Annotated in this window: 23 protein-coding genes; 10 read left to right on the top strand and 13 right to left on the bottom strand. The window is 64.3% G+C overall.

The annotated features are described in order from the left end of the window. Positions 1-789: 789 nt before the first annotated feature. Positions 790-4044 (top strand): AMP-binding protein, encoded by a 3255-nt coding sequence (locus MTX19_RS36125; protein WP_280981456.1) that lies wholly within the window; start codon positions 790-792, stop codon positions 4042-4044. Positions 4045-4256: 212 nt separating this feature from the next. After that, complete coding sequence (locus tag MTX19_RS36120; RefSeq protein WP_193395257.1) at positions 4257-4427, top strand: hypothetical protein; 171 nt, start codon at positions 4257-4259, stop codon at positions 4425-4427. 188 nt (positions 4428-4615) lie between these two features. Here the strand turns inward: MTX19_RS36120 and MTX19_RS36115 are convergent, their stop codons facing one another. Further along, positions 4616-5038, bottom strand: coding sequence for a tripartite tricarboxylate transporter substrate-binding protein (locus MTX19_RS36115; protein WP_280981455.1), 423 nt, complete (start codon positions 5036-5038; stop codon positions 4616-4618). A 311-nt stretch (positions 5039-5349) separates the two neighbouring features. Here MTX19_RS36115 and MTX19_RS36110 point away from each other — a divergent pair, with 311 nt between their 5' ends. Beyond that, on the top strand, positions 5350-7110 hold the full coding sequence (locus MTX19_RS36110; protein ID WP_280981454.1) for an adenylate/guanylate cyclase domain-containing protein: 1761 nt from the start codon (positions 5350-5352) through the stop codon (positions 7108-7110). 109 nt (positions 7111-7219) lie between these two features. On the opposite strand, the gene uvrB is transcribed toward MTX19_RS36110, so the two are convergent. The 4 genes from uvrB to MTX19_RS36090 all read right to left on the bottom strand — a co-directional run bounded on the left by uvrB (position 7220) and on the right by MTX19_RS36090 (position 11705). Further along, on the bottom strand, positions 7220-10132 hold the full coding sequence (uvrB, locus tag MTX19_RS36105) for an excinuclease ABC subunit UvrB (RefSeq protein ID WP_280985722.1): 2913 nt from the start codon (positions 10130-10132) through the stop codon (positions 7220-7222). A gap of 104 nt (positions 10133-10236) precedes the next feature. Then, on the bottom strand, positions 10237-10470 hold the full coding sequence (locus tag MTX19_RS36100; RefSeq protein WP_280985018.1) for a hypothetical protein: 234 nt from the start codon (positions 10468-10470) through the stop codon (positions 10237-10239). Beyond that, positions 10440-10661 (bottom strand): hypothetical protein, encoded by a 222-nt coding sequence (locus tag MTX19_RS36095; protein ID WP_280981453.1) that lies wholly within the window; start codon positions 10659-10661, stop codon positions 10440-10442. The genes MTX19_RS36100 and MTX19_RS36095 overlap by 31 nt, the downstream gene beginning before the upstream one ends. A gap of 138 nt (positions 10662-10799) precedes the next feature. Next, on the bottom strand, positions 10800-11705 hold the full coding sequence (locus tag MTX19_RS36090; protein ID WP_280985721.1) for a LysR substrate-binding domain-containing protein: 906 nt from the start codon (positions 11703-11705) through the stop codon (positions 10800-10802). 158 nt (positions 11706-11863) lie between these two features. On the opposite strand from MTX19_RS36090, the gene MTX19_RS36085 reads away from it, so the two are divergent. Both MTX19_RS36085 and MTX19_RS36080 read left to right on the top strand, forming a co-directional pair. Then, positions 11864-12097, top strand: a complete 234-nt coding sequence (locus MTX19_RS36085; RefSeq protein WP_280981452.1) for a hypothetical protein — start codon at positions 11864-11866, stop codon at positions 12095-12097. Between the two features lie 261 nt (positions 12098-12358). Next, positions 12359-13066 (top strand): glutathione binding-like protein, encoded by a 708-nt coding sequence (locus MTX19_RS36080; protein ID WP_280981451.1) that lies wholly within the window; start codon positions 12359-12361, stop codon positions 13064-13066. Between the two features lie 115 nt (positions 13067-13181). Here the strand turns inward: MTX19_RS36080 and MTX19_RS36075 are convergent, their stop codons facing one another. Further along, positions 13182-13973 carry a crotonase/enoyl-CoA hydratase family protein gene (locus tag MTX19_RS36075; protein WP_280981450.1) on the bottom strand — a complete coding sequence of 264 codons (792 nt, stop codon included), beginning with the start codon at positions 13971-13973 and terminating at the stop codon, positions 13182-13184. A 91-nt stretch (positions 13974-14064) separates the two neighbouring features. Between MTX19_RS36075 and MTX19_RS36070 the strand changes: the two genes are divergently transcribed. Then, complete coding sequence (locus MTX19_RS36070; protein WP_280981449.1) at positions 14065-14658, top strand: TetR/AcrR family transcriptional regulator; 594 nt, start codon at positions 14065-14067, stop codon at positions 14656-14658. 105 nt (positions 14659-14763) lie between these two features. Here the strand turns inward: MTX19_RS36070 and MTX19_RS36065 are convergent, their stop codons facing one another. Beyond that, positions 14764-15450 (bottom strand): HAD family phosphatase, encoded by a 687-nt coding sequence (locus tag MTX19_RS36065; protein WP_280981448.1) that lies wholly within the window; start codon positions 15448-15450, stop codon positions 14764-14766. Continuing rightward, on the bottom strand, positions 15447-15650 hold the full coding sequence (locus tag MTX19_RS36060) for a cysteine-rich CWC family protein (RefSeq protein ID WP_280981447.1): 204 nt from the start codon (positions 15648-15650) through the stop codon (positions 15447-15449). Before MTX19_RS36060 ends, MTX19_RS36065 begins: the two co-directional genes overlap by 4 nt. Before the next feature lie 115 nt (positions 15651-15765). On the opposite strand from MTX19_RS36060, the gene MTX19_RS36055 reads away from it, so the two are divergent. Together MTX19_RS36055 and MTX19_RS36050 are read left to right on the top strand one after the other, a co-directional pair. Continuing rightward, a complete protein-coding gene (locus MTX19_RS36055) occupies positions 15766-17334 on the top strand; it encodes a DUF1800 family protein (RefSeq protein WP_280981446.1) in 1569 nt (522 codons plus the stop codon). Further along, positions 17331-18560 (top strand): DUF1501 domain-containing protein, encoded by a 1230-nt coding sequence (locus tag MTX19_RS36050; RefSeq protein WP_280981445.1) that lies wholly within the window; start codon positions 17331-17333, stop codon positions 18558-18560. Before MTX19_RS36055 ends, MTX19_RS36050 begins: the two co-directional genes overlap by 4 nt. A 54-nt stretch (positions 18561-18614) precedes the next feature. Here the strand turns inward: MTX19_RS36050 and MTX19_RS36045 are convergent, their stop codons facing one another. The 3 genes from MTX19_RS36045 to MTX19_RS36035 form a co-directional block, all read right to left on the bottom strand. Further along, positions 18615-19556 (bottom strand): aldo/keto reductase, encoded by a 942-nt coding sequence (locus MTX19_RS36045; protein WP_280981444.1) that lies wholly within the window; start codon positions 19554-19556, stop codon positions 18615-18617. A gap of 260 nt (positions 19557-19816) precedes the next feature. Further along, positions 19817-20278 (bottom strand): GNAT family N-acetyltransferase, encoded by a 462-nt coding sequence (locus MTX19_RS36040; protein WP_280981443.1) that lies wholly within the window; start codon positions 20276-20278, stop codon positions 19817-19819. Positions 20279-20374: 96 nt separating this feature from the next. Next, positions 20375-21190, bottom strand: a complete 816-nt coding sequence (locus MTX19_RS36035) for a PAS-domain containing protein (protein WP_280981442.1) — start codon at positions 21188-21190, stop codon at positions 20375-20377. Positions 21191-21392: 202 nt separating this feature from the next. Here MTX19_RS36035 and MTX19_RS36030 point away from each other — a divergent pair, with 202 nt between their 5' ends. Next, positions 21393-21743: a DMT family protein gene (locus MTX19_RS36030; protein WP_280975525.1), complete on the top strand. Its 351-nt coding sequence runs from the start codon at positions 21393-21395 to the stop codon at positions 21741-21743. 12 nt (positions 21744-21755) lie between these two features. Here MTX19_RS36030 and MTX19_RS36025 read toward each other — a convergent pair whose 3' ends face one another. Beyond that, positions 21756-21905, bottom strand: coding sequence for a hypothetical protein (locus MTX19_RS36025; protein WP_280975526.1), 150 nt, complete (start codon positions 21903-21905; stop codon positions 21756-21758). 42 nt (positions 21906-21947) lie between these two features. Here MTX19_RS36025 and MTX19_RS36020 point away from each other — a divergent pair, with 42 nt between their 5' ends. Then, a complete protein-coding gene (locus tag MTX19_RS36020; RefSeq protein WP_280975527.1) occupies positions 21948-22154 on the top strand; it encodes a hypothetical protein in 207 nt (68 codons plus the stop codon). A gap of 157 nt (positions 22155-22311) precedes the next feature. Here the strand turns inward: MTX19_RS36020 and MTX19_RS36015 are convergent, their stop codons facing one another. After that, positions 22312-22965 carry a glutathione S-transferase family protein gene (locus MTX19_RS36015; protein ID WP_280984992.1) on the bottom strand — a complete coding sequence of 218 codons (654 nt, stop codon included), beginning with the start codon at positions 22963-22965 and terminating at the stop codon, positions 22312-22314. Positions 22966-23561 lie beyond the last annotated feature (596 nt).

The following is a 23561-nucleotide window of genomic DNA, read 5'->3' as shown; positions in this document are numbered from 1 at the left end:
CAGGGAGAGGCCGCGACGTACTGGATGGCCCGCCTGCGTGGGCCATGACAACCGAGAGGATGTGAGTCCGCATTCTCGCGACATGATTCGTCCGAGTTTTGCTCTTCGTTTCGCCCCCTATTGAGCAGAGGGCGCAGGGAAGACCGGGTGCCGATCGCACCCATGGGTCCCGTGCAAATGGAAAGCACGGGGGTAGGACCACAGGTGAAACCGGAAACAGCCCGGCCTTCCCTGCGCGATGGGTTACGGCTTATACGTGCTCTCCCCGGTGAGACTGGGCTTTGTTGTCACCGTCATCCGCGAGAGGCTTGGCCTCTGGCCGATGAGACACCTGCCACTAGGGCGTCAGGCCTGCACGACTTCACCGTCCGCCTCATACGCACTCGTCAGTTGCGCATTCCGCGTCCACCGCATCTCACCGCAACACCCGTGACGATCGCGAAGCGCCCCTCGATCGGGTGAGACGGGCAGATTGAACATCTGAGTTGGGTCAAACGCGAAGCGAAATTTTGCCCGTCGGGTTGATTTGTCGCACCCCGCGTTCGCGGTGCGATCCCGCGCCGGGCGTGACCTGCCTCACGTCATGGGTGACTCAGTGCGGGCTATAAGCGTTGAGCTTCCTAAGATGCTGTCAGAACGGGTAACTGGCCTGAGCGCAGCCGAGGCGCCTGCGGTCGATTGCCCGACGACGTTATCCGCGTATTCTCGCCCTTCGATGTGTTTGATGGTTCTGGGAAATGACTTCAACAGCGCAGGATACGGAGCGACATTGACGTAGAGGGGGCGGCGTTGTCGAATATTATCAAGGAATTGCAGAACGGTATCGCACGCAAGAGCGCCGGCACACGCCCCTTTCCGTGCGTTCGGGATCTCCTCGCCGACCATGCGGAAAATGCGCCGGAGCGCCACGCCATTCTGGCCCCCGCACGCCTCCCGATGACGTATGGCGCGCTGTGGACGCAGGCAAACGAAGTGGTTTTCGGGTTGCGGAACATCGGCGTGCGCCGAACTGACAGGGTCGCGGTGGTGTTGCCGGACGGACCAGAGGCTGCAGTAGTGGCGATCACGGTTGCAGCCGGCGCGGTTTGTGTGCCTCTCAATCCGGGTTTTACCTGTGATGAATACCAGCGTTATTTCGGCGAATTGCACCTAGCGGCGCTACTGACGCACGCTGACTTGAACTCGGCCAGCCGGCGCGCCGCCCGCATCCAGGGCGTGCCCGTGATCGATGTGTCGATGCGGCCCAACGAGGGGGCCGGCGCGTTCAGAATTGTCGATCGGGCGCCGCAATTCCTGATTGATGACGAGTTTGCGTCCGGCGCTGACGACGCGTTCATCCTGATGACATCTGGCAGTACGTCGCGGCCAAAAACGGTCCCTCTGACCCATGCGAGCGTCTGTCTGTCGGCCAACAACGTTGGCGCCGCCTTGGAGCTTGAGGCTCGCGACCGATTGCTGAGCGTGCTGCCTCTCTTTCATGGGCATGGCTTGATCTCGGGACTTCTGGCCGCGCTTGCGGCAGGCTCCAGTGCGGTCTGTCCGCCCGGCTTCGATGCAACAGCGTTCTTCGGCTGGCTGACCGAGTTTCGACCAACCTGGTACACGGCGGTACCGGCAATCCATCGCGCGCTATTGGCGGCGGCGGATCCCTACAGGCAGGCTGCGCAGCGGTCCTCCTTGCGGCTCGTTCGTTCGGCTTCGACGTCTCTGTCGTCGGAAGTGCTCGACGGACTGGAAGCGTTGTTTGGTGTTCCCGTTATCGACACCTACGGCATGACGGAGGCCGCCACCCAGATCGCTGCAAATCCCTTGCAGCGGCGAAAGCGCGGTTCAGTCGGTCGGCCGGCTGGCCCCGAGATCGCGATACTGGACAGGGGAGGTCGTCGCTTGCCATCCGGCAAACGTGGCGAGATCGCGCTACGAGGTCCCACCATAACCAGGGGGTACGACAATGACGCCGCCGCTACCACGTCCGCATTTCAGGACGGCTGGTTCCGGACCGGCGACCTCGGATACCTGGACGCCGACCGGTATCTCTTCATCGTCGGTCGCATCAAGGAGATCATCCATAAGGGCGGGCAGAAGGTTGCCCCCGCCGAGGTAGAGGGTGCCTTGCTGAGCCACCCGGATGTGATCGAAGCCGCTGTTTTCCCTGCCCTCCATGAGCGACTAGGCGCGGACGTCGCCGCCGCTGTCGTGCTGCGTCAGGACGCAAAGGTCAACGCACAAAGTCTCCGAGACTTTGCCCGAGGACGCCTGGCAGGGTTTAAGGTCCCTGGCCTCATCCTGATTGTGCCGGAGATCCCGAAAGGCGCCGGCGGGAAGATCAAGCGCAATGAACTTGCCGCCCGCTTCTCAAAGACTCGACCAATCCAGGACGGCGGCAAGGGAGTTGCGCCCAGCTCGGAATTGGAGCGTCAACTGGCCGGTATCTGGGAGGACATCCTGGACATCGATCAGATCAGCGTTGACCAGGATGTCTTCGCGCTCGGGGTGGATTCACTTGCCATGACACAGATGATTTTGCGTGTGGAAGAGCGCTTCGGCATCACGCTGTCATTCGAGGATATCTTCAATTCGCCGACCGTTGCGGCTCTTGCGCTTCGCCTTGGCTCATCAAAAGAGGGCGCCGGCTCGTTAGCGCGCCCGCACGATCCGCCCATGGAGATCTCGCGCACTGACGGAGATGGCCCACAGCCGGTGTCCATCGTGCAGGAGCGCATGCTACGCATCGAGCGAAAACTACCCGGATTACCTCAGTTCAACCTGCCGTTCGCTTATCGATTGCAGGGCCGACTAAACATTCCCGTGCTCAAGCAGAGCCTTGCCGAGGTCGTGCGTCGGCACGACATGCTGCGCACGGTGTTCATCTGGCAGGGTGAGGTTCCTCTCGCTCGCGTCGTGCCGGACGTCGATGTCAGCTCAATCCTGACCGTGAAGGATTATGCAGCTCCGGCGCATGCCGGAGATGCCCGGGCCAAGGAACTTCTGCTGGTAAAGGCGAAGTTGGAAGCCGAGCGGGGCTCCTTGGCGCCGATCGACATGAACAATGCGCCACTGTTCCGGGCCTATATCTTCCGGCTCGATGCCAGGGACCACGTTTTGCTTCTGGTCATGCACGATATCATCATTGATGGCTGGTCGATGGTGATCTTCATGGAGGAGCTTTTGGAGATCTATGCCGCTTCGCTTGCCGGTGCGAAGGCGCAGCTGCCCGAACCATCCTTTCAGTTTTCCGACTTCGCTCGCTGGCAGCGTTTGTGGTCCAGCACCGAGGAAGCAAACAGACAGTTCGCTTACTGGAAGCGGTGCCTCGACAAAGCCTCACCGCCATTTGCAGCCCCGAAAAGCAGCGTTGGAGGCGAATTGACCTCGCGCGTTCTCCAGGAACCATTTCAAATATCGAACAATCTGGTGACGCAGCTGAGTGCCATGAGCCGCGACCGGGGCGTAACTCTGTTCATGAGCTTGCTCGCCGGTTTCAAGACCCTGCTGTTGCTCCGGAGCGAACGCAACGACATTTGCGTAGCGACTTTGATGGCCAACCGGCCTCAACTCAGGACAGAACGCGTGATCGGTCCGTTCGCGAACACAACGGTCATCCGCACCCAACTTGATGCTGATCTGACCTTTGGCGAAGCGCTTAATCGCGTGCGCAAGGCCGTCTTGGAGGCTTACGCCAGACAAGAGCTTCCCTTCGATATCATTGCCAGCCGACTAGCTGAAGAAACCGGCTTGTGCCCGGCATCACTCGTTCAGGTTTATTTTGTTCTCCAAGTTGCGTTCCGCCGAGCGCTCCAGCTGCCCGGTCTGGCGGTTCGGCCGTTCGGCTACCAGGAAGAACGGTCTGTCATGCCGATCGATCGCGCTTGGCTTTCGATAACCCTCAAGGACACCCCGTTGGGGATTACCGGCATATGCGGGCGTAAGGACGACTTGTTCGAGCCAAACACCGTCCAGAATTGGATTGCCGATTACACGGCAATCTTGGCCAATGCGGCCGCAAACCCCAACGCGCAGCTTGGTCGATTGATTGATCCTTGAAACGATCAGGTCAGTCGCACCAAGCCGTTGAAAAAAATGCAACGCTTTGTGCCGGTGTCCTGCCATGCGCAAGGTCGCCCAAGATTCGTGCGATCCGAGTATCATCCAGCTTGATTATACACCGGAAATTGCCGACAATTCAGCCGCGTAGTGGACAAGGGATTGATCAAATCTAGTTTTGCCACTTGGAGGCGGCGATGTGTAGATTTGCAGTGGATCTCATCGACTTCGAGGAATTGACCGCGGCGCAAAGGAAAGCACTGCTGAAGGACCTACAGAAGCGCAGGGATGCTCTGCAAGCGCAGCTGGAGGGTGTCAATGAATCGCTGAAGGGCGTCAACCAAGCGCTCAAGACGGTCCAGAAAGTATCAAAGCGCCGTTAGTGCCCGGGCCGCCAGCGCCCGACAAGGCTGCAATCTGGTCTCCGTGCAGGGGCTCCGTGATCGGAGCTCGAGGCAGCCCCCAAACATGGGCTTGCCAAATGCGGAAAAGACGGCGGAGCGCCTGACCAAAGGGCACGCAAAATCGACGCTGCTCCGGACGGCAGGGTCAGGGTTGAATTCCGAGCACCTTAAGTATTGGCGCCCACCGGGTAATCTTGCGAGGCTTCCTTCATGTATTCAGCAAGATGCGCGGCAGCGTTTTTTCTCGTGACAGCAACGTACGAGAAGGTCCCCAAAATTCCGATGGGCACGAGCTCGCTTTGAGGAGACGTTCTGAGCGACGACGTGGAGGACATGAACAAGAGTGTCTGAGTCCCCTTTTGCCGAAGTACCCAATCCGCCGCTATCGCCCCTCCCGCACCAGGTCGATTTTCCACGATCGTCGAGGTTCGCGTAATCTGCTCTGCTGCTTCAGCAACGATTCTGGCTGCGGTTGAAGAGGTTCCCCCTGCCGCAAATCCCACAACCAATGTAATCTGCCCATCATTCGGCAGTGCGGGACTGGAGAGCATCACAAGCGCGGCGAGAAATAGCGGCGTGAGTCTCGTCATGCGCTGATCCCTTTTTCGACGAGCATCGCGATTTTCAAAGACAACTGGACGACGCGCCCTTCAAGGGCGCAACCTCTGAAAGACGTCATCTGACCGGCTTCGTGCTCTCCGGCGCGCTGCGGGCGCCCATCCGTCCGCGAATCGCACGCGGTTCGCCATCAAAACAGGCAGAATTCGATACCGAGGTCGATCTCGCCGATCTCGTACGCGGGCTGGCACGGCCTGAAGGACAGCAGTGTTCGGAGCCCGATAGACAACCTCCTGCTTCTGACAATAGACTTTGATTAAAGATCGGATCAGGGCGAGCTTTTATGGCCGCAGACCGTGTGGAACGGCGACTGAGTGCTATTTTCGTGGCCGATGTGGCTGGCTACAGCCGCCTAATGGGTGCTGATGAGGAAGGTACGCACGCCCGGCTGAACGAACATCTGTCCGCGCTCCTCCATCCCGAGATCGAAAAGCACGGCGGGCGGCTCATCAGAAGCGCCGGCGACGGAATATTGGTGGAGTTTGCCAGCGTGGTCAGCGCGATGCGATGCGCCGTTGCGATACAGCGTGGCATGATCACCCGAAACACCGATGTGCGAATTGAGAAACGGATCGAGTTCCGCATTGGCATCAATGCCGGCGACATCATTATAGAAGACGGCGATATCTTCGGGGACGGGGTGAATGTTGCGGCTCGGCTCGAGGCGCTTTGCGAGCCGGGCGGCATCTGTGTGTCGCAACGCGTACGAGAAGATACGCAGGATAAGCTTGACGTCGAATTCGAAGATAGTGGCGAGCATCAACTGAAGAACATTGCGCGGCCGGTGCGGGTCTATCGCGTGTCGTTCGGCAACGCTGTGGCGCGGCCGGCGCTTGCGCTTCCCGACAAGCCATCGGTCGCTGTCCTGGCTTTTGAGAATATGAGTCGCGACCCGGAGCAGGAGTACTTTGCGGATGGAATTTCGGAAGACATTATTACCGAGTTGTCCCGCTTCTCCGACTTGTTCGTGATCGCCCGCAATTCGAGTTTTCGATACAAGGGCAGAGCGGTTGATTTGCGTCAGGTGGGTCGAGAACTCGGCGTTCGCTATGTTTTGGAGGGCAGCGTTCGTCGGGGCAATGACCGAGTTCGGATCACGGCGCAGCTGATTGATGCTGCAAGCGGCGTCCACCGCTGGGCCGAGCGTTATGATCAGAAGTTAAAGGATGTATTTGCGATCCAAGACGACGTTGCGCGGACGATCGCCGCAATTCTGGTCGCGCATGTGAACATGGCGGAAGCCGAACGCGCCTTGCTCAAGCCGCCCGCGACTTGGCAGGCCTACGATCACTACATGCGCGCGGCTGCGGCCTGGATATCGTTCCAGTCCTCGTGGCAAATGCCGGAATTATTGAGGACACGAGGGCATCTTGCGGATTCGCTGGCCATCGATCGGAAATATGCCCGTTGCTATGCAATGCTGGCCAGCACTCACCGGGTGGCTTGGCTCAATCCCCTGAACGATGAATATTTGAGCCCGACTATCCTTGACCTGGCCATCAAATTGGCGCGCACGGCAATTGCGCTCAATCCGAGCCTGCCCGAAGCCTATGCCGAATTGGGCTATAACATCATCCGGAAGCGTGACTTCGACGCAGCGACTGCCGCTGCCGAAAGAGCGCTTGCGCTAAACCCCAATTTCGCGGATTACCGCCTTGCGCAAATATTTTACTCGGTGGGAGAGCCGGCCAGAGCTATTGCCATCGCCAAGTTGCAAATGCGCCTTGATCCATTCCATCCGCATTTTGCGCCGTTGATGGCCGGCGTAGCTCACTACCACCTCAAAGAGTACCACGATGCCCAACATTGGTTGACTGAAGCGATTGGCCGCGCGCCCAATCACCAGTATGGCCACGCCTTCCTGGCCGCGACGTACGCTCAGCTGGGACGAATGGAAGATGCTCGCGCAGAGGCAAGCGAGGTTCTACGCCTGAATCCAAGATACAGCATCAGCGGCACCCAGAAGCAGGTATCCATTCTCAAACGCGCCGAAGACTTGGAGCACCTGGTTGACGGGCTGCGAAAGGCCGGCCTTCCACCATAGTCTTGGCGAATGCGCAGCGGCAAGACAGCATCCCGCCTTCTTGCGCGGTGGTCGCTCGGGGGTACTAAAAGTACAGGCGGAGGCCAGCGCCCAATTTCAGATTGTTAGACTACCGCTTCTTCCATCCACCCCGCTTGCCCGGCGCGCCGCCGCTGGAGCGCGGCGAGGGGCCGAATTCGGGGCCGGACTGGCGGGAGTCAGTCGGCTGGATGATCCGGCTGGTCGTGCCGAACGGCTTGGTCGGCAGCACGCCACTCGCGCGGAAGGGCAGCGACTCCGGGCCGTGCATCTCGTCGAGATCGGGCTTGTGGATCCGCGAACCGCTCTTGCCGCCGCGGCTCGCCTTGAGCGAGGTCTGCGCGGACTTGTTCTTCAGCGCGCTGACGGGGAGGTTCGCCGCATCGCCGTACTTCCGCGTGCCGGCATAGGCGCCGGCGCGGTTCTGCACGGCCTTCTGCTTGGCGGTGGGATCGTCGACCACGGCCATTTCGGTGGCGCGCAGCCGCTTGACCTCGTCGCGCAGGCGGGCGGCTTCCTCGAAGTTCAGGTCCGCCGCGGCCTCGCGCATCCGTGTTTCGAGGTCGTTGAGCACGGCCTCGAAATTGTGCCCGATCGAGATCACGTCGTCGGCGACGCCGCCGTCGCCGATCTCGACCAGCACGTGGTCGCGCTCGTAGACGGAGTTGAGGATGTCGCCGATCGACTTCTTCACGCTCTCCGGCGTGATGCCGTTGGCCTTGTTGTACTCGACCTGCTTCTCGCGACGGCGCGTGGTCTCGGCCATCGCACGCTCCATCGAGCCGGTCATGCTGTCGGCATAGAGGATCACCTTGCCGTCGACATTGCGCGCGGCGCGGCCGATGGTCTGGATCAGCGAGGTCTCGCTGCGCAGGAAGCCTTCCTTGTCGGCGTCGAGGATCGCGACCAGCGCGCATTCGGGAATGTCGAGGCCCTCGCGCAGCAGGTTGATGCCGACCAGCGCGTCGAACGCGCCGAGGCGCAGGTCGCGGATGATCTCGATGCGCTCGATGGTGTCGATATCAGAGTGCATGTAGCGGACGCGGATGCCCTGCTCATGCAGATATTCCGTGAGGTCTTCCGCCATGCGCTTGGTCAGCACCGTGATCAGCGAGCGATAGCCGGCGGCTGCGGTGGCGCGCACCTCGCCGACGAGGTCGTCGACCTGGGTGCGGGCAGGGCGAATGTCGACGGGAGGATCAATAAGTCCGGTCGGGCGGATCACCTGCTCGACGAACACGCCACCACTCTCGTTCAGCTCCCAGCCGCTCGGCGTCGCCGACACCGCAATCGTCTGCGGCCGCATCATGTCCCATTCCTCGAAGCGGAGCGGGCGGTTGTCCATGCAGGAGGGCAGGCGGAAGCCGTATTCGGCGAGCGTCGCCTTGCGGCGGAAGTCGCCGCGGAACATGCCGCCGATCTGCGGCACGGTGACGTGGCTCTCGTCGGCGAACACCAGCGCGTTGTCGGGCACATATTCGAACAGCGTCGGCGGCGGCTCGCCGGGACGGCGCCCGGTGAGATAGCGCGAATAGTTCTCGATGCCGGCGCAGCTTCCGGTCGCCTCCATCATTTCGAGATCGAAGGTGGTGCGCTGCTCCAGCCGCTGCGCCTCCAGCAGGCGGCCCTGGTCGTTGAGCTGGTCGAGGCGCTGCTTCAGCTCTGATTTGATCGACTTGATCGCCTGCACCAGCGTCGGGCGCGGCGTCACATAGTGCGAATTGGCGTAGACCTTGATGAATTCGAGCTCGTCCTGCTTGTGGCCGGTGAGCGGGTCGAACTCCTCGATATTCTCCACGACGTCGCCGAACAGGTTCACGCGCCAGGCGCGATCCTCATAGTGCGCCGGGAAGATGTCGATGACGTCGCCGCGGACGCGGAAGGTGCCGCGGGTGAATTCGGCCTGGGTGCGTTTGTACTGAAGAGCCACGAGGTCGGCGATCAGCTGCCGCTGGTCGATCCGCTCGCCCTTCTTCAGCGCGAAGGTCATCGCGGTGTAGGTCTCGACCGAGCCGATACCGTAGATGCACGACACCGAAGCCACGATGATGACGTCGTCGCGCTCGAGCAGCGCGCGCGTCGCGGAGTGGCGCATGCGGTCGATCTGCTCGTTGATCGAGGAATCCTTCTCGATATAGGTGTCGGTCCGCGGCACATAGGCCTCGGGCTGGTAGTAGTCGTAATAGGAGACGAAGTACTCGACCGCGTTGTCGGGGAAGAAGTTCTTGAACTCGCCGTAGAGCTGCGCGGCCAGCGTCTTGTTCGGCGCCAGGATCAGCGCCGGGCGCTGCGTGGCCTCGATCACCTTGGCCATGGTGTAGGTCTTGCCCGAGCCGGTGACGCCGAGCAGCACCTGCGTCCGGTCGTTGCGGTTGATGCCTTCGACCAGCTCGGCGATCGCGGTCGGCTGGTCGCCCTTGGGCTCGTAGGACGACTTGATCTCGAAGCGCACGCCGCCTTCGGATTTCTCCGGGCGCGGCGGCCGATGCGGCGTCCACACCCGCATGGAGCCGTCTTCCCTGCGGAATTCGGGGCGTCCGTCGCGGATCAAATTCTCCAGCGCGTCGGCGGTCGCCTTGACGCCGAGCGCTTCCATCTTGCTGCGCGGGGGCCGCGCCAGTGCCTCCTCGTCGTCCTCGGCGGTCGGCAGGCCGAGCTGCCGCGCCAGCTCCGGATCGAGAGTCGGGACGGTGGCCGAGGTGCCGTAATTGGCCTGCGGCGCCTCCTCGAGGCCGGCGGCGTCGCGCCTCGCGACCTGTTCGCTCGTCCCACGCGTCGACGCCCGCGCGCGGTGCGCGGCGGCCTCGCCGCCGGAGCGGCGGTCCCAGGAATTGTCCGGCGGCGGCTGCAATCCGGTGCCGGAGCCCATGCCGGCGTCACCGCGATTGATCGCGGGATTGAGCAATTCGGCGAGCGCGGGTCCGATCGGTTGGACCTCAGGCCGGTGCGCTTTGGATCTGGGGGATTTGCCGGGCTTTTTCGGAGTGCTTGGTGTCTTCGCCATGGCCGGAATATGGGACGAGTCCGGCAGCGAGAAAAGGGTAAAGGACGAGAGGACTTAAACGCGGTTCTGCTGTCAGCAGATGTCAGTAGACGGTGTCCCAGGCGTTACGCCCGGGGCCCGTCGACAATGTCCATATGGATCGCGCCGCAGCCGGCGCAGCGCATGGTCCAGTATTCGGCGGCGCGGCCGGGAATGACGCGCAGCAGTTCGAGCTCCGCCGCGCAGTCCGGGCAGCTCGTTCTCACCTGCGGCGGCCGTTCCGGTTCGGGCACGGGCTGCGGGACGAGGGCGACCACGGCGTTGCCGGTCAGGACGGCACTGTCGCGCCTGATCGCCACTGGAACCGGTCGATATGCTTCTTGGCGTCGGCTATCGCTGCATCCTGATCGGACCACGCAAAGCCGATGTCGAGCGCCGGAAACGAGATTCCATCGATGACGACCGGCTTTTGATCGACCCGTTGAATCCTGGCGTGCCATTGCCCTGTCCCCACCTCGAACGACTTGATCTGAAAACCGCCGTAAATCACGTGCGACCTCCGGGATTCTTCTGCATCGATCGAAGCACATGGGCGCACCGCCAGATGTGAACGAGTTCACAAGCGGCGTTTTTTTGTGCGGGGCAGCAGTGGAGCTATGGCTTGCGCCAAGCCGGCGCGTCGAACGCGTCAACCGGCGCTGCGCGCGCCGGTGCGCCGTGCCGCAGGCTCGGCTGCGGCGCGGATGATCCAGCGGCGGAACGCGGCGAAGTCGCGCTGCTCGGCGTGGAAGCCGCGGTAAACGAGATACCAGCGCATGCCCTTCGGCACGCTGCGCGCAAACGGCGCCACCAGCCGGCCCGCGGCGAGGTCGTCGTCGATATAGGGCCGGATGCCCATCGCAATCCCGAGCCCGTCGACCGCGGCCTGCAGCGCCTGGCCATAGAACTGGAATTCCGGCCCGCGCGCGGTGAGCCGCGGCACGCCGGCGGCCTTCAGCCATGATGGCCAGTCATCCGGCGAATGCGCGACGCGGATCAGGCTCGGGCCCTTGAGATCGGCCGGGCGCTTCAGTCCGTTGGCGAGCCGCGCCGTGCATACCGGCAAGAGGTCGGCGGCAAACAGCGGCTCGGCGACGAGGCCCGGCCATTCGCCGCCGCCGAGCTGGATGCCGCAGCTCCAGTCGTCGGCGAACGGCACCTGCATGCCGCCGGTGGTGATCCGCACCTCGATGTCCGGCTCCTGTTTGCGGAAGTCGGCGAGGTGCGGGATCATCCACTTCATCGCGAAGGTCGGTCCGACCCCGACGGTCAGCACGCGCGTGCTCGCGGACGCGGTGACCTGCGCGGTCAGGCTCGCCAGCGCGTCGAAGATCGGCGTCAGCCCGCTCTGGTAGGCCCGGCCCGCCTGTGTGGTGACGAGCCGGTTCGCCTTGCGCTCGAACAGCGCGACACCGAGCCGCTCTTCCAGCAGATGCACCATCCGGCTGATCGCGGCGGCCGAGACATTGAGCTCATGGCCTGCGGCCGCGAAGCTGCCGGTGCGCGCCGCGGCCTCGAACGCCTTGATGCCGTTGAGAAAGAGAAGCCGCCGCATGCATGACCCTCAGGAAAGCTGATGCAAGAGCAAGATAACTCAGTTTGCGCCGATGATCCAAGCGCGGGAGAACGATGGCATACTGACTCAGCGCCGAAACGGAGAAGATGATCAGGCCTGCGCGGCGCGGTATGCTTGCCGCAGACAGGAGACGTACGATGGCGGAGACGACGGATGCCCTGGTGCTCGATTTCGTGGAGTGGATCGCGCGAAAGCCGCGGCCCTATGCCGAGGTGATCGAAACCTGGCGGACCTCATGCCCGCGATTGACGATCTGGGAGGACGCGGTCGACCGCGGCTACGTCGCGCGCCGCCCCTCGATCGAGGGCATGCGGGTGACCGTGACCGAAAGCGGCGAGCGATTCCTGCGCGAGCACGGCCGCATCCATTGATAGTGTAGCGGCGAAAAATCCGTCACCTCTCCCACAAGAGGGGGAGAGATGGACCGATCGCGCATCGGGAATTGTTCGATGACTACCAAGTCATCGCCGGCTCCGTGAGCCGCGGCCTTGGAGATTGCGCGCCCTGCAGATCACATTCGCGCGCGATGCAATGCGCGCGCCATTGACTCGCCTGCGGCTTTGCGCCCAAATTCATGCAATCGCATCTTCTTTCGCGACGCATGTACGCGCGCCCCACGCAGGATCGTATCCATGATCGACCTTCACTACTGGACCACGCCGAACGGCCACAAGATCACGATGTTCCTTGAGGAGACCGGGCTTGAGTACAGGATCTTCCCGGTCAACATCGGCAAGGGTGATCAGTTCAAGCCGGAGTTCCTGGCGATCGCGCCGAACAACCGCATCCCCGCCATCCTCGATCATGCGCCGAAGGGCGGCGGCAAACCGATTTCGATCTTCGAATCCGGCGCGATCCTGCTCTATCTCGCCGAGAAGACCGGCCAGTTCCTGCCCAGCGATCTCTACGGCCGCTACGACGCGATCCAGTGGACGTTCTGGCAAATGGGCGGGCTCGGGCCGATGGCCGGCCAGAACCACCACTTCCGCAACTACGCGGTCGAGAAGCTGCCTTACGCGATCGACCGTTACGTCAACGAGACCAACCGGCTCTACGGCGTGCTCAACAAGCGCCTTGCCGACCGCGAATTCATCGCCGGCGAGTATTCGATCGCCGACATGGCGAGCTATCCCTGGGTCGTGCCCTACAAGAACCAGGGCCAGAACATCGACGATTTCCCGCATCTGAAGCGCTGGCTGGAGACCATCGGCAAGCGTCCTGCGACCGAGCGCGCCTATGCCAAGGCGAAGGAGGTCAACCCGAATTTCGGCCAGCCCGCGATCCGCACCGAGGAGGAGCGCAAGCTGTTGTTCGGACAGACCGCGGCGGTGGTGCGGTAACGCAGCGTCTTTCCGCTCGTCATGGCCGGGCTTGACCCGGCCATCCACATCCGTGGGCGCAGAACGTCGTGGATGCCCGGGTCAAGCCCGGGCATGACGGGTTGGTACAGCCAGCTCACGCCCCGACATACTTTGCCGCCCGCCGCTCTTTCCACGCCACCAAGCCTTCTGCGAGGTCGCGGCTCGGCACCAGCGCGGCGAACTGCTCGCTTTCGACCAGCAGACCCTCGGCAATCGGCATGTTGAGCCCGCGCGTCGCCGCGGTGATGACGCTGCTGACGGCACCTGGCGAATGCCTGACGATGCGGCCGGCCAGCTCGCGGGCGGCGTTCAGCAACTGATCGTGCGGCACGACGCTGTTGACGAGTCCGATCTCGCGCGCATGCTCCGGCGAGAACGGATCGCCGGTCAGCAGCAACTCGAGCCCGCGCTTGCGCCCCGCCAGCCGCGGCAGCCGCTGCGTGCCGCCGAAGGTCGGCGGCATGCCCAGCTTGATCTCTGGCTTTGCGAACAGCGCGCGATCGCTCGCTATAGCGAGATGCACGGCTTCGGTGATCTCGCAGCCGCCGCCGAAGGCAAGCCCGTTAACCGCGGCAATCACGGGCTTGCGGAACGCCTCGAGTCGTGCGGTCATCGCCTGGCCGCGGCGAACGAAATCGCGCACCGCGATCGCGGAGCCCTGCTTCACGCTCTCAGAGAATTCGTGGATGTCGGCGCCGGCGGAGAAGGCGCGCTCGCCCGCGCCGGTCAGGATCACGGCACGCACCGCCGCATCGCCCTCGATGCGGTCGAGCGCGGCCATCAAATGGTCGATCAGCTGGTAGCTCAGCGCGTTCAGTCGCTCGGGGCGGTTCAGCGTGATGAGGGCGATCCCGTCGACGATGTCGAGCAGGATGGGGGTGGACATGATGCGGTCTCCGGCATTGGCGTATGTGCTGGAGGCGACTGTAGGGGGCGCCGCGATTTGTGTATATTCACTGGTTAGTATACATAGTCGCATGCCCAGACCCTCCGAGCCCACCCGCGAGCGCATCATCCAGGCGGCAAGCGCGCTGTTCTACAATGAAGGCATCCGGCGCGTGAGTGTCGACGAGGTGGCGGCCAGGGCTGGCCTCACCAAGCGCACGCTGTATTATCACTTCAGAAGCAAGGACGATCTCGTCGCCGCCTATCTCGCCGCGCGTGACCAGCCCAACCTCGCGCTGTTCCGGAAATGGTTCGCGGAAGCTGAAGGCCGCTTGCCCGTGAAGGTCGAGGCGATCTTCCGCAATCTCGCGCGCTCGGCGCGGCATCCGAAGTGGAAGGGCTGCGGCTTCCTGCGCACCTCGGCCGAACTCGCCAACATGCCCGGCCATCCCGCGATCAGGATCGGCGCGGCGCACAAGAAGAAGTTCGAGGACTGGCTGCGCGCGACCTTCGCGGCGGAGGGCATTGCCGATCCGCTTCGGCTCGCGCGGCAGATGCTGTTGCTGCTGGATGGCTCGTTCGCCGTCGTGCTGCTGCATCGCGACGCGAGCTACATGGAGACCGCCGGCGAGGCGGCGCGGTCCCTGGTCGAGACGGCGCTGGCGGGACGACGAGGCAAGCGTTAGCGTCGCGAGATGCATTGTACGTCATTGCGAGGAGCAACGCGACGAAGCAATCCACGGCCGCATACGCGGACGGATGGATTGCTTCGCTGTCGCTCGCAATGACGGTTACGATAGAGCGCTGAGGCCACCACGCGCGCGCAGCATCGCGAGCACCGCGTTGAGGTCCGGCAACACCGCCGCGCATTTCGCGCGCGTCTCCTCGGTCGGCGGCGCCATGTCGGGGACCATCAGCGTGATGGCGCCGGCGGCGTGCGCCGCCGCGACGCCGTGGATGGAATCTTCCACCGCGACGCAGGCCTGCGGCGCCACGCCGAGCTGGGCGGCCGCCTTCAGATAGAGCTCCGGGTCCGGCTTGCCGTGCGTGACGTCGTCGAGCGTCAGGAGCGTGTCGAAACGCTCGCGGATGCCGGCGAGGGTGAGGTTGCGCTCGGCCGAGCGCCGCGACGACGAGGTGACGATCGCCATCGGGCGATCGGCGGCGGCGAGCGCGTCCAGCAGCGGCAGCGTGCCGGGCTTGAGCGGCAGGCCCGATCGCATCATCGCGTCGCGATGGTCGAGGAAGGCGAGATTAATCTCGGCGAGCGGAACGTCCGCGCCATAGCGGTCGACCAGCAACGCCTCGCAGGCCGGTCCGGGCAGGCCGACCATGGAATGGCAGAGCGCGACGACGCCGTCGTCGTAGCCGCAGCCCTTCAGTGCGGCGACCAGGCTGTCGAAATAGACCTTCTCGGTATCGAGCAGGGTGCCGTCCATGTCGAGCAGGACGGCGTCGACGGTCCATCGCTCGTTCACGTCGCACTCACGCTCGCGTGTTGTTCCGCAAGTTGCCGCAAGCATGCGGGGCACAGGCAGTCGCCGCCCTCGGTCGGCATCGGCAGGCGAAAGCTCTCGTCGGAACACCAGCACGGCCCTCCGAGCGCGCAGGAGAATTCGGTGCCGCATTTCGCGCAGGCGAGGCGGCGCGGGGAGGAATTTTCAGACCGGTCCGTCATGACGAGAGGCGCATTCCTAACCGCGATTTAATCAACGAATTAATCTCGGGTTCATCTCGAGCCGCGCTATGATCCCGCGCAGATATAGCCGGGATATGCCGCCAAGGGAATTCAGATGGCCCGTGATTCGCAAGCCGCCCTGGTTGCCCTCAATCGTTTCGGGTTTGGCGCGCGCGGCGGCGCATCCGGCGACTTCATCAACGCAGCGTCCGATCCGCGCGGTTTCGTGATGGCGGAACTGGCGCGCCCGAACGGCGCATTGCTCGAAGTCCCCGGGCTGCTCTCGACGCCCGAGCTCGGCAAGCAGGTATTCGACTATCAGTTCGAGATCCGCAAGGCGCGCGAGTCGGCGAAGGCCGCGAAGTCCGCTGCAACCGAGACGCCGCCGCCGTCGGATGCAACGCGGCCGCAGCGGCACAATCTGTCGCTGCCCAGCGCCGCCAAGGACATCGCGGCGAAGGATCCGACGATGCAGGCGCCGGCGCGGACGGCCGACAATGCCAATGCCGCGATGGCGCCGGCTGAGATGCCGCCCGCGGCCAATCCACAGAAGCCGCCGGCAAAGCCGCTCAACATCATCCAGAAGACGTTCCGCGCCGAGGCTCTGGCGCGGCTGCAGCGCGGCGTGGTTGCCGATTGCGGCTTTGTCGAGCGGCTCGTGGTGTTCTGGTCCAATCATTTCTGCATCTCGGCCAACAAGGGCGCGCTGGCGCGGATGTGGGCGGGCTCGTTCGAGCGCGAGGCGATCCGCCCGCATGTGCTCGGCCGTTTCGCCGACATGCTGCAGGCGGTCGAGCAGCATCCGGCGATGCTGTTCTTCCTCGATAACCAGCAATCGTTGGGCCCGGACTCCCGCGCCGGCATCAACCGCCACCGCGGCCTGAACGAGAACCTGGCGCGCGAGATCATGGAGCTGCACACGCTCGGCGTCGGCGGCGGCTATACGCAGGACGACGTGACGTCGTTTGCGCGGGTGATCACGGGGTGGACCTTTGCCGGCCGCAAGGGCCAACTCGGCGCGCCCGGCAGCTTCGTGTTCAATGCCAATGCGCACGAGCCGGGCCCGCAGCTTGTGCTCGGCAAGACCTATGCGCAGAAGGGCATCGCGCAGGGCGAGGCGGTGCTATCAGATATCGCGCGGCACCCGTCGACGGCGAGGTTCATCGCCACCAAGCTTGCCCGCCATTTCGTTGCCGACGATCCGCCGCCGGCGCTGGTTACGCGGTTGCAGGACGTCTTCACGAAGACCGGTGGCGACCTCAAGGCGCTCGCCACCGCGCTCGTGCAATCCGATGAGGCCTGGCAGGCCCCGCTGACCAAGATGCGCAGCCCTTACGATTTCCTGATCGCGACCGGCCGTCTGCTGGCGCGCACCCCCGATGATCCCGGCCGCTATCTCAACGGCCTCAACGTGCTCGGCCAGCCGCTGTGGACGCCTGCCGGCCCGAACGGCTTTCCCGATACCAGCGCGGCCTGGGCTGCGCCGGAGGGGCTCAAGCTGCGGCTCGATATCTCCGCGCAGCTCGGCGCCACGCTCGGCGACCGGCTCGACCCGCGCGACCTGCTCGAGCTCGTCGCCGCTGATGCCGCGTCGGCGGAGACGCGGCGCACGGTCGAGCGCGCGGAATCGCGCCAGCAGGCGCTGGCGCTGCTGCTGATGTCGCCGGAATTCCAGAGGAGATGACGATGGAGTGCTGTGAGAGCCTGATGATGCAGGCGACATCGCGCCGCACGCTGCTGCTCGGCGGCGCCTCCTTTGCCGCCTGGGCTTACTTGCCGAAATTCGCGCGCGCGGCCGATGGCCGCGACCCGCGGCTGGTCGTCGTGATCCTGCGCGGCGCGCTCGATGGGCTCGCCACCGTCGCTCCGGTCGGTGATCCCGATTACGCCGGCCTGCATGGTGCGATCGCGCTGAAGGCCGACGGGCCGAACGCGGCGGTGATGCTCGATCCGTTCTTCGGCCTGCATCCGGCGATGCCGGAATTCGCGCGGATGTATCGCGCCAGGCAGGCCGCAGTGGTCCATGCGGTTGCGACCTCCTATCGCGACCGCTCGCATTTCGATGGGCAGGACGTGCTCGAGAGCGGCTTCCCCGGGCCGGGCCGCGTGCAGTCCGGCTGGCTCAACCGCGCGCTGGAGGCGCTGCCGAAGGGCGAGCGGGTGACGAGCGCACTCGCGGTCGGCCCGACCACGCCGCTGGTGCTACGCGGCGCCGCGCCGACCGTCGGCTGGGCGCCGGTCGCGCTGCCGCAGGCCGCCGACGACACCGCGATGCGGCTCGTCGATCTCTATCAGCACCGCGATCCCGGGCTGGCGAGCGCGCTGACGCAGGGCCTGCAGCTCGAGAAGCAGGCGCAGGGCACTGACATGAAGCCGAAGCCCGGCATGAACGGCATCGGCGCGATGCGGCTGGTGGCGCGCGGCGCGGCCAAGCTGATGGCGGCCGATGACGGCCCGCGCATCGGCGCGCTCGCCTTCGACGGCTGGGATACGCATGCCAATGAGGGCGGTCCGGTCGGCCGTCTCGCGCAATTGCTCGGCGGCCTCGACGGCGCGCTGGCGGAGTTCGAGAGCGGCCTCGGCGATCGCTGGCGCGACACCGTGATCGTGGTCGCCACCGAGTTTGGCCGCACTGCGCGCATCAACGGCACCGAGGGCACCGACCACGGCACCGGCACCATCGCGCTGCTCGCCGGCGGCGCCGTGAAGGGCGGCCGCATGATCACGGACTGGCCCGGCCTCAAGGTAGCCAATCTCTACCAGGCCCGCGACCTCGCCCCGACCACCGACCTGCGCGCGGTGATCAAGGGCGTGCTGCACGACCAGCTCGGCATCGGCGAGCGGGCGCTGGCCGAGACGGTGTTTCCGGACAGCGCGCCGGTGAAGCCGATGAAGGGGCTGGTGGTGTAAGCCCGAACCCTAACCACGCTGTCGTCCCGGCGAAGGCCGGGACGACGCAAGTAACTACCCCTTCGTTATCCTGTCGACCTCAGCCATCTCTTCCGCACTCAGCTTCCAGCTGATCGCCTTGACGTTCTGTTCGACTTGCTCGGGGCGGGTGGCGCCGGCGATGACGCTTGAGACCTGCGGACGCGCGGCGAGCCAGGAGAAGGCGAGCTCGAGCATGGTGTGGCCGCGCTCCTTCGCAAACGCCTGCAGCTTTTCGACGATATCCTCGTTGCGCGGCGTCACATAGCGATCCTTCAAGGCCGGCGCCTTGGCGAAGCGAGTGTCGGCGGGCGCCGCGGCCCCGCGCCGGTACTTGCCGGTCAGGAGGCCGCTGGCGAGCGGGAAGAACGGCAGCAGGCCGAGATTGTATTCCTGCGCCGCCGGCAACAGGTCCTTCTCGATGCCGCGCACCAGCAGGCTGTATTCGTCCTGGCACGAGACGAAGCGGTTGACGTTCATCGCGCGCGCCACGTACTCGGCTTCCGCGATGCGCCAGGCCGGGAAGTTGGAGTTGCCGATGTAGCGCATCTTGCCCTGGCGGACGAGATCGTCGAGCGCGCGCAGCGTTTCGTCGATCGGCGTCAGCGCATCGTAATCGTGCTGCTGGTAGAGATCGATGTAGTCGGTCTTCAGCCGCGTCAGGCTAGCCTCCACCGCCGACATGATGTAGCGGCGCGAGGCGCCCTGTTTGGTGCCGTCGGCCGCCATCGGCTTGGCGTATTTGGTGGCGAGCACGATGTCCTTGCGGCGGTCGCCCAGCACGGTGCCGAGCACGGTCTCCGAGCCGCCCTGGCCGGCATAGATGTCGGCGGTGTCGAACAGGGTGATGCCGAGATCGATCGCCTTGTGGATCACCTTGCGCGAGGTTTCCAGATCGGTGCGCTGGCCGAAATTGTTGCAGCCGATGCCGACCGCCGAGACGCGCAGGCCGGAGCCGCCGAGATTGCGAATTTCCATGAGACAGTCCTGTAGGATGGGCGCGAGATGCGGCGAATTGTGACGCGCACGCCTGGGGCCGGCAAGGTGCGGGCCCACCGCTGATGGCGCATGGCAATGGCGCAAAAAAAGCGGTCCCGGTCAGACGCGGCGACTGACGGGGACCGCTCGGGGCGAAGATCCGAGACGGGGGGCCTGATCTTACGCAGGGCGAAGCCTAACCGCGCATTGTAACGCGCCGGTGACACCCTGTCTTTTCCACCACGCCCCGGAAGGCGCGCTCAGAAGATCTTGCGGTAGATGACGAAGCCCGGCTTCTCCGCAACCTTGTCGTAGAGTTGCATCGCGGCGTGGTTGGTCTCATGGGTCTGCCAGTAGACCCGCGGCGAGCCCGCGAGCTTCGCCTGCGTGTAGACGCCGTTGATCAGGGCGCGGCCGACGCCCTTGCCGCGCGCGGCCTCGCTGGTGAAGAGATCCTGCAGATAGCAGGTCGGCTCGATCGCCGTGGTCGAGCGGTGAAACAGATAGTGCGTGAGCCCGAGCAGCTTGCCGCCCTGGTCGGCGACCAGCGCGTGCACCGGCTCGTAGGCGTCGAAGAAGCGCTGCCACGTCACCGCGGTGATCTCGGGCGCAAGCGCCGTCGGCCCCGAGCGTCCGTAGAACGCGTTGTAACCGTCCCACAAAGGAAGCCACTGGGCGTAGTCATCCCGGGTGACGAAGCGGATGGTGACGTCGTCGGACATGAGTGACCCTGCGTTTGAGCGATGCGCGCCAGCGGCTTGTCACGTTCTATCGTCGGGATCGCGCGGGATCAAATGCCGTGCAAGGCGCGCGAGGCCTCACTCGGCGGCGCGCAGCAGCCGCGCCAGATGATGTTCGCTGCCGGCGCGCAGCGAGCGATAGTACTCGGCCTCGGCGGGGTCGTCGGTGTGTCGCACCAGATCGGTCACCGGCGTGTAGCTCAGCATGCGGCCGCCGTCGGGCAGCGCCGTGCAGCTGAAGCGCAGCACCTCGCCGCCGGCAAGCTTGATGTTGATCGGCGTGGAATCGCCCGCACGCATCTTCTCGGTGCGCTCGGCTATGAACGCTCCCAGTTCATCTTCGGGCATCTGCCACGCGCCGGTGTCGCGGCCGTGGTACATCAGCGCAATGAAGGGCGGCTTGGAGTCGGCCTGCGCGTCTGACAGTGCGAAGTAGTCGCGAAAGGCGCGGTTGATGAATTCGGCGCGGGTGTCGGAGTCGAGCAGCACGATGCCGATATCGACCTGGTCGAGCGCGGCCGCGAGCCGCCCCGCGGTGGCGTGATGCTCCTGTTCGGCGGCGAAGGCGTCGATCCATTTCCGCCGCAGCAATCCCGTGATCACGGCAGTGCCGGCGGCTGTGGCCGCCAGCATCAGCATCCGTGCGACGTCGGAGGCGTCATAGCCGGGCATTGCGCGATGGTCGAGGAAGAACAGCGCGGAGCCGGCGACCGCGATCGCGGCGCTGATCAGCCCACAGGTGATGCCGCTGACCGAGCTTGCAAGCGCCACGATGCAGACGAACAGCGGTGCCGGGTTGGGCACCGGGACGACGAGACGATCGATCAGGAACGCGGCCAGCGCGGTGGCCGCCGTCAGAACCGGACCTGAAATTGCACGCCAGTCGAACCGCATGCTCGCTCTCGTTGCTGTCGAACAAACAATAGGGCCGGCGTTTGACGACAGGTCCGCAACGTCGCCGGCATTTCCGTCGGCAGCGTTAAGGCCTACTCGCCCCGGTCGCTCGAGCTTTCAATGCTTTCAAATCAAATGATATGCAGATCCGCGTGGAACCCACATCCGGGTTACAACCTGCCGGAATTTCAAAAGGACATCGATGCCCGCCATTTCGCCTTCGCTGCTGCCGATCCTGATGCTGTTCGCCTCGAACGTCTTCATGACCTTTGCCTGGTACGGTCATCTCAAGTTCAAGCATCCACTCCCTATCGTCGTCCTCGTGAGCTGGGGCATCGCCTTCTTCGAATACTGGCTGGCGGTGCCGGCCAATCGCTGGGGCAGCGCGGTCTACTCGGCGGCGCAGCTCAAAACTATGCAGGAGGTGATCACGCTGGTCGTGTTTGCCTGCTTCTCGGTGCTGTACCTGAAGGAGCCCCTGGGCTGGAATCACGTGCTGGGCTTTGCCTTCATCGCCGTCGGCGCGTTCTTCATCTTCCACAAATGGAACTGAGCACGCGGGGGCTTATCGGGCGGCAGGGTTGGGCGTAGGCGTCATGATGCGCATCGGATGCGCACGGCCTTCGCCGCGCGTGCCGGTCACGATCAAGAGCGATGCGGCCAGCAGGATCGCCACCGTCAGCGTCACGGTCACAAGTCCGACAGGTGTCTTCATCGTTCGAGCCGCGTTGTCTCCACCGCGCCCTGGCGCGGAAAGGTGCCTACCTGCGAGGATGTGAGCTATGACGGGATCGGCATCGCCATGGTGACGTTGCTCGACAGCACCGTGATCGTGACGACCAGGCAAAGCGTCAGCGCGCAAATCGCGAGCGACGCGGCGATCGCATTCGTCAGCCGGGAAGATGCCACAGGGGCAGGGCAGCTCTGGAAGCCTGCCGTGCCGGACGACCGTATCATGGTCTAAATCCTTCAAGACGCGGGCGAATCACCCGCGACGTCCAAACGAATCTGATGGTCGTCGCCGGCAATATTGCGGCGGCAACGGCCGAGAAAACGGCAAAAACAGGGCCGAGGAGGCGGTTTTGCCCGCTATTTGGGCAGTTTCCCGCTATCCCCGCTGTTCAGAGGCCGGCCACGAGGCGGGCCGGCGGCTCGGTCTCGGTTCCGGGCTGCCAATCCATCGAGACGAAGCCGGGGGTCTGTTCGACCCGCCGGAGCCAGGCCCGGATGGACGGGAAGGTTGCCAGGTCGAAGTCGCAGCGGTCGGCGACATGGGTGTAGCCGTAGAGCGCGATATCGGCGACCGTGAGCTGCTCGGCGGCGAAATAGGCGTGGTTCTTCAGGTGATTTTCCATCACCTGCAGCGCCGCATAGCCGCGCTCCATCCAGTCCTCGAGCGCGTGCGTCTGCAGGTCCCGTCCACCCCTGACCAGCGACAGCCAGAAATAGGCGGCGCCGATGTTCGGCTCCAGCGCGTGCTGCTCGAAGAACATCCACTGCAGCGCCTCGGCGCGCTCGATCCGCGATTCCGGCGACAGCGGCGTGCCGGCGGCGACGTACCATAGGATGGCGTTGGACTCGGCGAGGTAGCGGCCCTCGGCCGCTTCGAGCAGCGGCACCTGGCCGCTCGGGTTCTTGGCCAGGAATTCCGGGGTGCGACTCTCGCCGCGCAGGATGTCGATCTCGATCGCTTCGTACGGCGTGTTCAGCACGGCAAGCGCCAAGCGAACCTTGTAGCTGTTGCCGGAGCGCTGCATCGAATAGAGCTTGTACATTGCGTCGGGGTTCACTTGCTCGGAAAGACGGAAAGGTTCGAAGACTGCGCGGCTTGGCGCGCGCGGCCTGTCACACCGCAACGCGCCTAAACAATGATGCCGATGGGGGGGCGTCGCAAGCCCCGGATCGTGGAAAAAGTCGAAACGTCTACCGCACTGCACGCGCGCAGAACGAGTCCATCGACACGGCAGGACAACTCGGATCACGCATGCGCGATGCTCGTATGCCGGCTGTCGACGCGCGAGTCGGACGCGTCGTGGCAGTCAACCTTAACGCGCGCCGGAGCCGCCGGCACCCTGGCCGGAGATGGCATGCGCCTGGATCGTCCGGCAGGCGAGTGGCGGCGCTGCGCGGTGCATTGTCCTCGGAGCAATTCGTGCGCGGCGCACGTGGCCGGAAGTCTCGCCGGCAAACCTGCCCGGCCAGCGCAGCCCTTGCCGGATATGAGCGATTTGAGGCCGGAACTTTCGGAATGTTGCGCGCGCCTCAAGCCATGCGCGAAAGTTTTCACGCTTTGCCGCCAAGCTTCTTGCGACGCAGCGGCGACAGGCCTAGGGTGCGGCGATCCCATCCAAATCAAGTCGTGGCCAACGGC

Source organism: Bradyrhizobium sp. ISRA464, assembly GCF_029910095.1.
Lineage (GTDB): Bacteria > Pseudomonadota > Alphaproteobacteria > Rhizobiales > Xanthobacteraceae > Bradyrhizobium.
Note: the sequence above shows the minus strand (reverse complement) of the source record. Positions and strands in the feature narration are given on the sequence as shown.

Coding starts and splice junctions, on each gene's coding strand:
- MTX19_RS36015 (WP_280984992.1), bottom strand. CDS start 22,965: ATGTACAAGCTCTATTCGATGCAGCGCTCCGGCAACAGCTACAAGGTT.
- MTX19_RS36080 (WP_280981451.1), top strand. CDS start 12,359: ATGATCGACCTTCACTACTGGACCACGCCGAACGGCCACAAGATCACG.
- MTX19_RS36060 (WP_280981447.1), bottom strand. CDS start 15,650: ATGACGGACCGGTCTGAAAATTCCTCCCCGCGCCGCCTCGCCTGCGCG.
- MTX19_RS36025 (WP_280975526.1), bottom strand. CDS start 21,905: ATGAAGACACCTGTCGGACTTGTGACCGTGACGCTGACGGTGGCGATC.
- MTX19_RS36050 (WP_280981445.1), top strand. CDS start 17,331: ATGACGATGGAGTGCTGTGAGAGCCTGATGATGCAGGCGACATCGCGC.
- MTX19_RS36070 (WP_280981449.1), top strand. CDS start 14,065: ATGCCCAGACCCTCCGAGCCCACCCGCGAGCGCATCATCCAGGCGGCA.
- MTX19_RS36045 (WP_280981444.1), bottom strand. CDS start 19,556: ATGGAAATTCGCAATCTCGGCGGCTCCGGCCTGCGCGTCTCGGCGGTC.
- MTX19_RS36115 (WP_280981455.1), bottom strand. CDS start 5,038: ATGACGAGACTCACGCCGCTATTTCTCGCCGCGCTTGTGATGCTCTCC.
- MTX19_RS36090 (WP_280985721.1), bottom strand. CDS start 11,705: ATGCGGCGGCTTCTCTTTCTCAACGGCATCAAGGCGTTCGAGGCCGCG.
- MTX19_RS36030 (WP_280975525.1), top strand. CDS start 21,393: ATGCCCGCCATTTCGCCTTCGCTGCTGCCGATCCTGATGCTGTTCGCC.
- MTX19_RS36040 (WP_280981443.1), bottom strand. CDS start 20,278: ATGTCCGACGACGTCACCATCCGCTTCGTCACCCGGGATGACTACGCC.
- MTX19_RS36075 (WP_280981450.1), bottom strand. CDS start 13,973: ATGTCCACCCCCATCCTGCTCGACATCGTCGACGGGATCGCCCTCATC.
- uvrB (WP_280985722.1), bottom strand. CDS start 10,132: ATGGCGAAGACACCAAGCACTCCGAAAAAGCCCGGCAAATCCCCCAGA.
- MTX19_RS36085 (WP_280981452.1), top strand. CDS start 11,864: ATGGCGGAGACGACGGATGCCCTGGTGCTCGATTTCGTGGAGTGGATC.
- MTX19_RS36055 (WP_280981446.1), top strand. CDS start 15,766: ATGGCCCGTGATTCGCAAGCCGCCCTGGTTGCCCTCAATCGTTTCGGG.
- MTX19_RS36035 (WP_280981442.1), bottom strand. CDS start 21,190: ATGCGGTTCGACTGGCGTGCAATTTCAGGTCCGGTTCTGACGGCGGCC.
- MTX19_RS36110 (WP_280981454.1), top strand. CDS start 5,350: ATGGCCGCAGACCGTGTGGAACGGCGACTGAGTGCTATTTTCGTGGCC.